We start from the raw sequence: 11,708 nt of genomic DNA, 5'->3' as shown, positions 1-11,708 counted from the left end.
TTTACTCCTCTAAATCGTTGTCGGGCAATGCCAGGCCGGCCTGCGGCTCGCCTTCCAGCTCCACGCGCTCGATCTGCGCGAAGCGGCGCGAAATCTTCTGGCTGGTGGTGTGCACGTCCTGCACGTCTTCGTGCGCCTGGCGGATATGGTCGGCAAGCTTCTTCATGCGTACGTCGAAGCGCGAGAACTCCTTGGAAAGCTTGCCCAGCTCGTCCTTGATGATATGCACCTGCTTGCGCGTCTCCACGTCCTTGAGCACTGCGCGCGCGGTATTGAGCACCGCCATCAAGGTGGTGGGAGACACCACCCACACCCTACGGCTCATCGCGTAATCGACAAGGTCTGGATGATAGGCGTGGATCTCGGCGAACACGGCCTCTGCCGGGATGAACATCACCGCGCCGTCCGAAGTGACGTTGGGGATGATGTACTTGCCGGCGATGTCATCGACATGTTTTTTGACATCGGTTTTGAACTGGCGTTGCGCGGTAATGCGTTCCGCATCGGCAATATCGCGATCCAACATGCGGTGATAGTTTTCCAGCGGGAACTTGGAATCCACCGCCACGGTGCCGGTAGGCTCGGGCAGGAACAAGGCGCAATCCACACGCGTGCCGTTGCTGAGCACGTGCTGCATGGCATAGGAGGTCACGGGCAATACGTTGCGCACCAAGGCTTCGAGTTGCACTTCGCCGAAAGCGCCGCGGGAACGCTTGTCGCCCAACAACTCCTGCAGGCTCACGACATTGGTGGTGAGGCCATCGATCTTTTTCTGCGCTTCGTCGATGGTGGCCAGGCGTTCCATCACGCGCACAAAGGTATCGTTCGTTTTCTTGAAGCCTTCGTCGAGACGCTCCGAGACCTTGCCGCCGATCTGCTCCAGCCTGCCATCCACCGTCTTGGTCAAGGCTTCGATACTGCCTGTGAGCTGCGTCGTGGCCTTGAGCATGGTGTCCTGGATCAATGCCTGTTCGGCCTTGCCCTGTTCGGCCAATATGACATGCAAGCGCTCCAGCATGGTTTCACGCGTTTGCGCCAGGTTTTCTATCTGGCTCAATTCCAAGGCCTTCATGGCATCGCGCGTCTGTTGCAGCTCTTGTGCAACCGCGGCACGCAGGCGCTCTGCCTGTTCACTTGAAGATTGATTAAGGCGGTCCCCCAGTTTATTCAGACCGTCATTGAGATCGCGCAGCATCTCGCGATGCTTTTCCTCCAATTGCTGCAGCAGCCGGTTGGCGTCACCGCCCCGTGTTTGGCGATAGGCGAGCCAGAGCAGGAGCAACAGGGAGGCGGATGCGGCAAGGAGGAGCAATATATCTATCATAGGGATGAAATTATAACGCATCCCTCGCCGGCGTCTGCTGACCTTTTAGGGCAGCTAACAAAACTCTCCCGACGTTGTTGCGCTGCCTTGTCGTACTGCTTGTAGTGTCTGCGGCAGAGCGCCTAGCCAGGATCGCTTCGCGGAGTCTTGTTAGCCGCTCTTAGTTGGCGGCCGGATTGCGCTTCCCAGCAGGAAGAAAAAACCAGCAAAAAAAGGCCGCCCGGACCAGATCAGGGAAAGCAAGGAGAAGCCCGGGGCGGCCAGAAAACGATCTAGACGAATACTCTCAATGACCAGGCCGATATTTCCGCAATCTCGGCCACAACCAGGTTGAATGCTGCCAATGCCATGACCTTCATGCTGTTGAAGCTCAGCATGCCTTGGGAAAACCGCGCAGACGGCTTGATGTCGAACGCAATGCAGATGCGCTCCTCGTCCGAGTGAAACGGTACGGTGCGGTGGAAGAGCGAGGATGGAAACAGCACGATATCGCCTACCGAAGGTCTGATGGTCTTCACAGGGAAATCGTCATGCAGCTTGGGATAGTCGTCGCCATGGGTGCTGAACTCGATGCAACCGTCGTCGCCTCCCTCCACCTGCCGCGGCAATGCCAGGTAGACGCAGCCGCTCAGCCAGCCGATCTCGTGGATATGGGAAGTCAGGTGCCCGCCCTGGCGCATGCGCACGTACCAGGAGCTGGCGAACTCGACCTGTTCGGGAAAGTGCCGCATGAGGTCGCAGTCCCGTCCCTGGAATGCCTGCGCATAGGCCGATACCTCGGCGCGGATCAAGTCCGCGAGCTCGCAGAATGAATCCTCCTTGCGCTTGAACAGGTTGCCGGCAGACTGCATGCCATGGTGCAGGCGGCCTTGCTTGCGCTCGGCGATTTCCGTGAGCTGGATGTCGTCGAGCAATTGCGACAGCAAAGCGCTGCCCGGCTCTGCCAGGGGCTTGATGCTGCGATGAAAGATGAAATCCATGGGTTGCTTGCAGAAGCGGTAGGCATCCTCGGTATGGAAGTTGGTCGCATAATGCGTGGACAAGGTCGCGAGGAAAGGCGAGACATGCTCCCTGGCTGCCAGCATGGGCAGCAAGCGGCGGCGAAATATCTCGTACTGCTCCGACTTGTAGAGGCAATAGAGGATTCTCTCTTGCCAGTCTTCCTGCTGCGAATCCTCGAAATAGGGGATCGCTTCGATGAATCGCCCGGCATCGTAAAGGAACTGCGCCATATTGAAGGAGGCTGCCTGGTGGCCGGGCTTCATACGCAAGGCCTGGAGGTAGCAGGTCACGGCGTTTTCCATATTGCCCTGGTCGCGGAACACCTCGCCGAGGTTATTGTGCGCATCGGCATAGTTCGGCTGCAGGGCAATCGCCTGGCGGTAATGCGAAATGGCCTGCTCCAGCCCGCCGCGGTCGCGCAAGGCGGTCGCCAGGTTGAAATGTCCTTGCGCATGGTCGGAAATCGCCAGCGACTGGCGATAGCATGCAATCGCATCATCGAGATGACCCTGCTGCTGCAAGGCGGTGCCCATGGCGCCATAAGCCTCGAAAAATCCCGGCTCGATCACGACGGCTTGGCGGTAGTGCTTAATCGCCTCGTCAAGCGACTGTTTTTTCTGCAACAAGACGCCGAGATTGAAATGCGCTACCGCGAGAGCCGGGCTGATCTGGATAGCCCGCCGATACGAGGTGACCGCTTCATCGTCATGCCCGAGCTGGGACAACACCGATCCAAGATTGAAGTGCATCTCGGAAATCGAAGGGTTGATGGCCAGCGCCTTGCGGTAGCACTGCACCGCGTCCTGGAGCTTGCCCTGCCCCTCAAGCGCGACCCCGAGCACGTTGTAGACGACCAGCGCCCCGGGATATTGCTTGAGCAATGCGCGCGCCCTCGCCTCCGCCGCATTCAACTGGCCAGTATTGTATAGGTTAAAAAGCGCATGAACCTCGCCCTGGCCAGGCTGCCTGGCCGCCTGCACACCTTGCTTCATACCACATCTCCATAGTTCATTATATGCATTGCAGCTCTATCGGCCGCTGATGCAAAACCGTACCGTTCCCCACGGTGCGGGTTATATACAATTTTGTATATTTATAGGCATTCTGCATGAAGGGGCATCGCCCTGGCAATAGTTTCTGTTACAAATTTGAAACAATTTTAAACACGACGCCATTGCCAGGCTTAGAAAAGCAAAAACCCCGGCAAGCCGGGGTTTTGTTTACTGCGATAAAAGAACGATTAGTCCTTGGCCGCACGCTTGCGCTCGTGCTCCAGCAGGTAGCGCTTGCGGATGCGGATGTTCTTGGGCGTGATTTCCACCAGTTCGTCGTCATCGATAAACTCGACCGCGGATTCCAGGGTCAGCTGCACAGGCGGGATCAGGCGAACGGCTTCATCGGTGCCGGAAGCACGGACGTTGGTCAACTGCTTGCCCTTGATCGGGTTGACCACCAGGTCGTTGTCGCGGCTATGGATGCCGATGATCATGCCTTCGTATAGCTTATCGCCAGGGGAAGAGAACATACGGCCGCGATCCTGCAGCTTCCACAAGGCATAAGCCACGGCTTCGCCCTGCTCGGAGGAAATCAGCACGCCATTGCGGCGGCCAGGCATATCCGCCTTCACCGGGGCGTATTCATCGAAAATATGCGCCATGAGGCCGGTACCGCGCGTCATGGTGAGGAATTCGCTCTGGAAGCCGATCAGGCCGCGTGCCGGAATCTTGTATTCCAGGCGGGTGCGGCCGTTTCCGTCGGACTCCATATTCTGCAGCTCGCCGCGGCGGCGGCCCAGCTCTTCCATCACGGCGCCCTGGCAGTCGTCTTCCAGGTCTACCGTGAGGATTTCATAAGGCTCGCACTTCTGGCCGTCGATTTCCCTATACACCACGCGCGGCTTGCCCACGGCGATCTCATATCCCTCGCGACGCATGTTTTCCAGCAAGATGGTCAAGTGCAGCTCACCACGGCCGGAAACGCGGAAAATGTCCGCATCGGCGGTATCTTCCACCTTGAGCGCCACGTTGGTCAGCAGCTCCTTATTCAGGCGGTCGCGAATCTGGCGGCTGGTGACGAACTTGCCTTCGGTACCGGCCAGCGGCGAAGTGTTTACCATGAAGTCCATGGTCAAGGTAGGCTCGTCCACCGCCAGGATAGGCAGGCCGACGGGATTGTCGCGGTCGGCGACGGTGACGCCGATGCCGATTTCCTCGATACCGGAAATGATGACGATATCGCCGGCCTCGGCTTCTTCCACCTGCACGCGCTCCAGGCCGCGGAAGCCCAGCACCTGGTTGATACGGCCCTGCGCGACTTGCTCGTCGCCCTTCATGACGGAAACCACCTGGCCCGGCTTGATGCGGCCATTGCGGATACGGCCCACGCCCAGGCGGCCGGTATAAGTAGAATAATCCAATGCGGAAATCTGCAGTTGAAGGCCAGCTTCGCTATCGCCCACAGGCGGCTGCACATGGCTGAGGATGGTCTCGAACAGGGGACGCATATTGTCGGACTCTTGCTTCAGGTCCAGCTTAGCAAAGCCGTTCAGGCCGGAAGCGTAGACCACCGGGAAGTCGAGCTGCTCGTCAGTGGCGCCGAGGTTGGCGAACAGGTCGAAGGTCTGGTTGATGACCCAGTCGGGACGCGCACCGGGACGGTCCACCTTGTTGATCACCACGATGGGACGCAAGCCGAGCGCCAACGCCTTCTTGGTCACGAAACGCGTCTGCGGCATTGGGCCCTCTACGGAGTCGACCAGCAGTACCACGCCATCCACCATGCCCAATACGCGCTCTACCTCGCCGCCGAAGTCGGCGTGCCCTGGCGTGTCGACGATGTTGATGTGGGTGCCTTCATAATTGACGGCGGTATTCTTGGCGAGAATGGTGATGCCACGTTCCTTTTCGATATCACCGGAATCCATGACACGTTCTGAAACCTGCTGGTGGGCGGCAAATGTGCCGGCCTGTTGCAGGAGCTTGTCCACCATGGTGGTCTTGCCATGGTCAACGTGGGCGATGATGGCGATATTACGAAGGGCGCGCGACATGTGTGATTACTCTATTTGCGAAAAAGTGCGCGATTTTAACACAGACTTGATTAAATCCGCGTTAAAACCTTTGACAAATTAAGGACAACCTATATACTGCCGGACTGATTCAATTCTGACGGATTGATGATTCATCGCCCTAGCCTCTCGAAGCCTGTGCAATTTTACGGCTCTCTTGCTTTTGTTACCGGTTAGTGGCTATGCCCGTGCGCCGGTAAGAATGCTAAAAAAATTTAGTCATTGCGCCTGATACTGATACTGCCAACAAGGCAGGTTCATGATGGCTGCTTGCGCCCTTTTGGGGCCTTTACGAGGCCTCGTCAGTTTTCCTTGAAAGGGAATTTTGTGTCTTTTGAAAGTTTGAACCTACATCCTGCCATCCTGCGTGCCTTGACCGAGGCTGGCTACAACACCCCAACACCTATCCAGGCCCAGGCGATTCCTGAAGTCCTGGAAGGCCATGACCTCATGGCCTCTGCCCAGACCGGCACCGGCAAGACCGCCGCGTTCACCCTGCCAGCACTCAACCTGCTTGCAACACCGCATCCAGCCAAGAGCCGCGGCCCGCGCATCCTGGTATTGACCCCGACACGCGAACTGGCTACCCAGGTAAACGAGGCGGCCCGCAAGTACGGCAAGTTCCTGCGCGCCCGTACTGTCAGCATCGTCGGCGGCATGCCGTACCCGTTGCAGAACAAGCTGCTGTCGCAGCCGATTGATATTCTGGTAGCAACGCCAGGCCGTCTGCTCGACCATATGGAACGCGGCCGCATCGACATGTCCCGCCTGCAGATGCTGATCCTGGACGAAGCCGACCGCATGCTGGACATGGGCTTCATGCCTGATATCGAGCGCATTTCCTCCGCCTTGCCGGGCGAACGCCAGACATTGATGTTCTCCGCCACGTTCGAAGGCCAGATCGCCAATATCGCCAAGACCCTGCTCAAGGATCCCAAGGTCATCCAGATCGCGGCGCAAAAGGAAAAGCACGCCAATATCGAGCAGAAGTTGCTGTTCGTGGACGACATGGCGCACAAGAACAAGCTGCTCGAGCATTTGCTGATCGCGCCTGAAGTGAACCAGGCCATCGTCTTCACCTCCACCAAGCGCCATGCCGACCTGCTGGCGGAAGACCTGTACGCCGCCGGTCACAAATCCGCAGCCCTGCACGGCGACATGACCCAGGGCGCGCGCAACCGCACACTGACCAAGCTGCGTCACGGCGACGTGCGCGTATTGGTGGCTACCGACGTCGCAGCCCGCGGCATCGACGTGCACGGCATTACGCACGTCATCAATTACGACCTGCCGAAGTTTGCGGAAGACTACGTCCACCGCATCGGCCGCACCGGACGTGCAGGCAATACCGGCGTGGCGCTCTCCTTCGCCTCGCATATGGATAGGCACCAATTGCGCAAAATCGAGCAATATACCGGCCAACGCCTGGAAATTTCCGTGATCGAAGGCCTGGAGCCCAAGCGGCCTGCCCCGCGCATGGACCGCAACGACAAGCCGCGCAGCGGCCGCCCCGGCCAGCGTCCGGGCGGCAATGGCGGCGGCTACAAGTCGCGAGGCCAAGGTTTTGGCAACCGCGACGGCAACCGTTCGGAAGGCCGCACCTTCGGCGACCGGGCTGCCAGTGGCCGCCCTGACGCCAACCGCGGACCAGCCAAGCGTCACGATGGCGACCGTCCGGCACGCCGCCCGCGCAGCTTTGCCTAATCGCTTTGTATAGTTAACTTGTGAACACTCAACCTGAAGACAACGTGAATACAGACACTACCAGCTTTGCATCACTCAACCTGGCGCCCGAGTTACTGAAAGCACTGGATGAGTCGGGCTACACCACGCCGACTCCGATTCAGGCTCAGGCTATTCCCGTCGTGCTGGAAGGCAGCGACCTGATGGCCGGCGCGCAAACCGGCACTGGCAAAACGGCGGCTTTTACCCTGCCCTTGTTGCAGAAACTGCTGCCGCTCGCCAGTAGTAGCGCCTCACCTGCGCGGCACCCGGTACGCGCCCTGATCCTTGCCCCTACGCGGGAGCTTGCGATCCAGGTCGAGGAAAGTGTCAAGACGTATGCCAAGCATACGCCGCTGCGTTCACTGGTTGTCTTCGGCGGAGTGGATATCAAGACCCAGACGCCCTATCTCATGAAAGGGGTGGAAATCCTGGTGGCCACCCCGGGCCGCCTGCTTGACCATGTCGAACAGCGCACAGTGCAACTGGGCCAGGTGCAGATGCTGGTGCTGGATGAGGCCGACCGCATGCTGGACATGGGCTTCATGCCCGACCTCAAACGCATCCTCGCGCTGCTGCCGAAAAAACGACAGAACCTGATGTTCTCAGCAACCTTCTCGCCTGAAATCAAGAAGCTTTCCGAAGAGTTCCTGACCAAGCCCACGCTGATCGAAGTCGCTCGCAGCAACGCGACCTCCGAAAACGTCACGCAAAAAATCCTGCTGGTGGAAAGCGAGCACAAGCAGCATGTGCTGGCCGACTTGCTGCGCAAGGAAGCGACGCAGGCCATCGTCTTCACCAAGACCAAGCTCTCCGCGAGCCGCCTGGCGCGCCACCTGGAGCGTGAGGGCATTGCCGCCGGCGCGATTCATGGCGACAAGAGCCAGCTTGAGCGCATCCAGGCGCTGGACGCCTTCAAGCAAGGCAAGATCACGGCACTAGTGGCGACAGACGTGGCCGCACGCGGCCTCGATATCGACCAGCTCCCCATGGTAATCAATTACGAGTTGCCCAGCGCCGCCGAGGATTACGTACACCGCATCGGCCGCACCGGCCGCGCAGGCGCTTCCGGCATCGCAATTTCCCTGGTGGCCAGCGAAGAGGAGAAATTCCTCAAGGAAATCGAGAAGCTCATCAAGCGCGAATTGCCGAAGGAACAGGCCACTGTTCTCCAGCCTTCACGCCGTGGCCAGGAAACCCAGCGGCAGAAGTCAGGCAGCGTTGCGCCGCGCCAGCGCCAAACAGCCCGCAATAAAGAAGATGAATGGTTCTTCAAGCCATATGAGCCTTCCACAGATGCACCGACGCCCAAGCCCATGCATTCCCGGGAAAAGTCGAAGAAAGAGATTCCCGCCCTGCTCGGCGGGTTGAACCGCAAGTAATAAAAAGGCGCTGAATGCGCCTTTTTATTACCTTCAGACAATCCTGCAAATCATCCTGGGCTAACCTTCGCGGTTGCGCATGAAATCCGCCACGCCATAAAGCGCAGCCCCCATTTTCTCGATGATGGCCTCGTCCACGCCGGTATCGTGCATGGCCTTGACCATGCAATACATCCATTGGTCGCGGGCGGACTCATCAATCGGGAATGGCATATGCCGCATGCGCAGCCGGGGATGCCCGTAACGCTCCATGTAAAGCTGCGGCCCGCCGGTCCACCCGGTCAGGAACATGAATAGCTTTTCGCGTGCCGACGTCAGGTCTGGCGTATGCATGGCACGAATTCCCGCAGCGCGCGGGTCGGTATCCATGATGTCGTAAAAGCGCTCCACGATGGCGCGAATCTGCTCTATCCCGCCCAGCAGCTCGAACAGGGTTGCCTTGCTGCTCCCCGGCTCGCCTATCTTGTCCAGCATGTCTCAAATTCCATCGTGCGTTCTGACCAGCCTTGCCGCCTTGCGTGCGCGTTCACGTGCTTCTTCCACATTGTCGGCCGTCGCCAACGCCACGCCCATGCGGCGGCGCTCGAATGACTCCGGCTTGCCGAACAGTCGTACATCGGCCTCCGGAACGGCCAACGCCTGCTCGACGCCCTCGAACACGAGTTGCCCGCTGTCCCGCCCGCCATAAATCACGGCGCTGGCCCCGGGCCGGCTCAAGCTGACATTGACCGGCAAGCCCAGAATAGCGCGCGCATGCAGGTCGAACTCGCTGAAACGCTGGCTGCCCATCGTCACCATGCCGGTATCGTGCGGGCGCGGACTGACTTCGGAGAACCAGACCTGGTCGCCCTTGATGAACAGCTCGACCCCGAATAACCCCAGCCCTCCCAGACTTTCGGTCACCGCCCGTGCAATCTCCTGCGCACGCTTCAATGCCAATGCCGTCATGGGCTGCGGCTGCCAGCTCTCGATATAGTCGCCCTTTTCCTGCAAATGGCCGATAGGTTCGCAGAAGCTCGTCTCAACTTCGCCCCCTGCATTCAAGGCGCGTACGGACAGCAGGGTGATTTCATAGTCGAAATCGATCTGCCCTTCGACAATCACCTTACCCTGGTTCACCCGTCCGGCCGTGGCGGCATATTCCCAGGCGGCGGCAATCTGCTCGGGGGAAGTGACGCGGGATTGACCCTTGCCGGACGACGACATGGTGGGTTTGATGAAACAGGGATAACCGATGCCGCTTTCAATCGCTGCCCGCAACGACTGCTCGCTATCGGCAAACGCATAAGGCGAAGTCGGCAGCCTGAGCTCCTCCGCAGCAAGGCGGCGTATGCCTTCACGATTCATGGTGAGCTGCACGGCCTTGACGGTGGGAACCACGCGGGTCTGCCCGGCCAACTCGACCTCGGCCAATAACCGGGTGTTCAGCGCCTCGATCTCGGGCACGATCAGGTGGGGATTTTCCTTGTCGATCAACTCGCGCAAGGCAACGGGGTCCGTCATGTCGATGGCATAAGCGCGATGCGCGACCTGGTGGCCGGGTGCGTTCTGGTAACGATCAACTGCAACCACCTCGACCCCCAGCCTCTGCAAGGCGATGATCACCTCCTTGCCCAATTCCCCGCTGCCAAGCAGCATGACACGCGTGGCAACAGGACTGAGAGGGGTACCGATCTTCATGAACACTCCGGAATTGAATAGCATGGAAATGCCCGGAATGATACCACGAGCAGCGCATTGACGCCGTTCAGGCAAGCGCCAGACGATACCCTGCACGCTCAAATCTTGATGCCGTGACGCTCCATGCGGTAACGCATCGCCATGCGGGTGATGCCCAATTGGCGGGCGGCTTCCGACACATTGTTGTTGGATTGGCGCAGCGCGTTCTCGATCAGCACTTTTTCTGCGGATTCCAGGGTGACGCCACGCTCCGGGATCGCCATGGCCTGCTCGGCCTGTATGCTCCCCGGCAAGGCCAGGTCATGCGGCATGATCTGGCTTTCGCGGCTGAGCAACACGGCACGGCTCACCTGGTGCTTGAGCTCGCGCACGTTCCCGGGCCAGTGGTAATCGCGGATCATCTGGCTGGCGTCCACGGAGAACGGCCGCGGCTGCAACCCGTAGCGCCGCTCGGTTTGAGCGGCAAAATGCTTGGCCAACAGCAGGATGTCATCCCCGCGTTCGCGCAACGGCGGCATGTTCATGGTCAATACGTTGAGGCGGTAGAACAAGTCGGAGCGGAAACGGCCCTCCAGCACCATTTGGTGCAGGTCGCGGTTGGTTGCGGCCACGAACCGCGCCAGCACGGGGTGTTCCTTGGTCGAGCCAAGCCGACGCACCATGCGTCTTTCCAGCACGTTAAGCAGTTTGGCCTGCAAGGCCAATGGCAATTCGCCGATCTCGTCCAGGAACAGGGTGCCATCCTCGGCGGCCTCGATCAGGCCGCAACGGGAGCCTTGCGCACTCGTGAAAGCGCCTTTTTCGTGGCCGAACAGTTCGCTCTCGATCAACTCGGCAGGCAAGGAAGCGCAATCCACATGCACAAAAGGCCGGTCGCTGTTCGCGCATGACAAGTGCAGCAACCGTGCGGCCACGTCCTTGCCCGTGCCGGTTTCTCCCTGGATCAATACGGTTGGCGGAATGGCATCGGAAAAAGCCACCAGCTGCGCAAATCGCGCTATCTGCGCCTTCACGCTGCTCATGGCCGGGCTGTCGCCCAGAAGCTCGACGCCTTCGGCAGCATGCATGTTGCGCTGCCGCGAATAATCGAGATGATGTTTTAATTGGGTGGCAGCTTGCGCCTTTTCTATCGTCAGGAGCAGCTCATCAAGATCCACCGGCTTCTTGAGGTAATCGGTTGCCCCCAGCTTCATTGCATACACTGCATCCGCCACTTCGCCGTAGGCCGTCATGGAAATCACGGAAATGCCTTTGGCGACCAGCTCTGGCAATAAATCCAGGCCGTTGCCGTCGGGCAGGCGCATATCCAGCAATACCAGATCAGGCGCCATCTGCCGCACAAGCTCACGCCCCTCTTCAAGCGTGGCGGCATGCTCGCAGTCATATCCCGCCTGCTGCAGCCGCTTGGCCACAGCACGCGCAAAAATCACTTCATCCTCGACGAGCAGGACACGTACCTTGGGCCCAGATCGTCCGACCTGAAACTTCTGATCCTGCCCAGCTACCTGTTCCTGCATCGCGAGGTCACTCC

The 11,708-nt window shown here is 59.3% G+C and carries 8 protein-coding genes; 2 read left to right on the top strand and 6 right to left on the bottom strand.

The genetic code is table 11. The features are described 5' to 3' along the window. Window position 1 precedes the first annotated feature (1 nt). The 3 genes from ACWXTG_RS02275 to typA all read right to left on the bottom strand — a co-directional run bounded on the left by ACWXTG_RS02275 (window position 2) and on the right by typA (window position 5,375). Window positions 2–1,324 (bottom strand): DNA recombination protein RmuC, encoded by a 1,323-nt coding sequence (locus ACWXTG_RS02275; protein WP_480220543.1) that lies wholly within the window; start codon window positions 1,322–1,324, stop codon window positions 2–4. Window positions 1,325–1,596: 272 nt separating this feature from the next. Next, on the bottom strand, window positions 1,597–3,318 hold the full coding sequence (locus tag ACWXTG_RS02270) for a tetratricopeptide repeat protein (RefSeq protein ID WP_480220542.1): 1,722 nt from the start codon (window positions 3,316–3,318) through the stop codon (window positions 1,597–1,599). Between the two features lie 248 nt (window positions 3,319–3,566). Further along, window positions 3,567–5,375: a translational GTPase TypA gene (gene typA, locus ACWXTG_RS02265; RefSeq protein ID WP_480220541.1), complete on the bottom strand. Its 1,809-nt coding sequence runs from the start codon at window positions 5,373–5,375 to the stop codon at window positions 3,567–3,569. Window positions 5,376–5,720: 345 nt separating this feature from the next. Between typA and ACWXTG_RS02260 the strand changes: the two genes are divergently transcribed. Continuing rightward, window positions 5,721–7,097, top strand: coding sequence for a DEAD/DEAH box helicase (locus ACWXTG_RS02260; RefSeq protein WP_480220540.1), 1,377 nt, complete (start codon window positions 5,721–5,723; stop codon window positions 7,095–7,097). 44 nt (window positions 7,098–7,141) lie between these two features. Then, window positions 7,142–8,497: a DEAD/DEAH box helicase gene (locus tag ACWXTG_RS02255; RefSeq protein ID WP_480220539.1), complete on the top strand. Its 1,356-nt coding sequence runs from the start codon at window positions 7,142–7,144 to the stop codon at window positions 8,495–8,497. Window positions 8,498–8,557: 60 nt separating this feature from the next. Here ACWXTG_RS02255 and ACWXTG_RS02250 read toward each other — a convergent pair whose 3' ends face one another. From ACWXTG_RS02250 to ACWXTG_RS02240, 3 genes are all read right to left on the bottom strand, one after another. After that, complete coding sequence (locus tag ACWXTG_RS02250; RefSeq protein ID WP_480220538.1) at window positions 8,558–8,971, bottom strand: group II truncated hemoglobin; 414 nt, start codon at window positions 8,969–8,971, stop codon at window positions 8,558–8,560. 3 nt (window positions 8,972–8,974) lie between these two features. Beyond that, entirely contained in the window at window positions 8,975–10,177 is a 1,203-nt protein-coding gene (gene purT / locus ACWXTG_RS02245; protein WP_480220537.1) for a formate-dependent phosphoribosylglycinamide formyltransferase, read from the bottom strand. Between the two features lie 98 nt (window positions 10,178–10,275). Next, window positions 10,276–11,694 (bottom strand): sigma-54-dependent transcriptional regulator, encoded by a 1,419-nt coding sequence (locus tag ACWXTG_RS02240; protein ID WP_309565038.1) that lies wholly within the window; start codon window positions 11,692–11,694, stop codon window positions 10,276–10,278. Window positions 11,695–11,708: the final 14 nt, after the last annotated feature.

The organism is Methylobacillus sp. DLP286 (assembly GCF_056636515.1).
Note: the sequence above shows the minus strand (reverse complement) of the source record. Positions and strands in the feature narration are given on the sequence as shown.

Excerpts from the sequence above, each read along its gene's own strand:
- purT (WP_480220537.1), bottom strand. The coding sequence starts at position 10,177 with ATGAAGATCGGTACCCCTCTCAGTCCTGTTGCCACGCGTGTCATGCTG.
- typA (WP_480220541.1), bottom strand. The coding sequence starts at position 5,375 with ATGTCGCGCGCCCTTCGTAATATCGCCATCATCGCCCACGTTGACCAT.
- ACWXTG_RS02270 (WP_480220542.1), bottom strand. The coding sequence starts at position 3,318 with ATGAAGCAAGGTGTGCAGGCGGCCAGGCAGCCTGGCCAGGGCGAGGTT.
- ACWXTG_RS02275 (WP_480220543.1), bottom strand. The coding sequence starts at position 1,324 with ATGATAGATATATTGCTCCTCCTTGCCGCATCCGCCTCCCTGTTGCTC.
- ACWXTG_RS02250 (WP_480220538.1), bottom strand. The coding sequence starts at position 8,971 with ATGCTGGACAAGATAGGCGAGCCGGGGAGCAGCAAGGCAACCCTGTTC.
- ACWXTG_RS02240 (WP_309565038.1), bottom strand. The coding sequence starts at position 11,694 with ATGCAGGAACAGGTAGCTGGGCAGGATCAGAAGTTTCAGGTCGGACGA.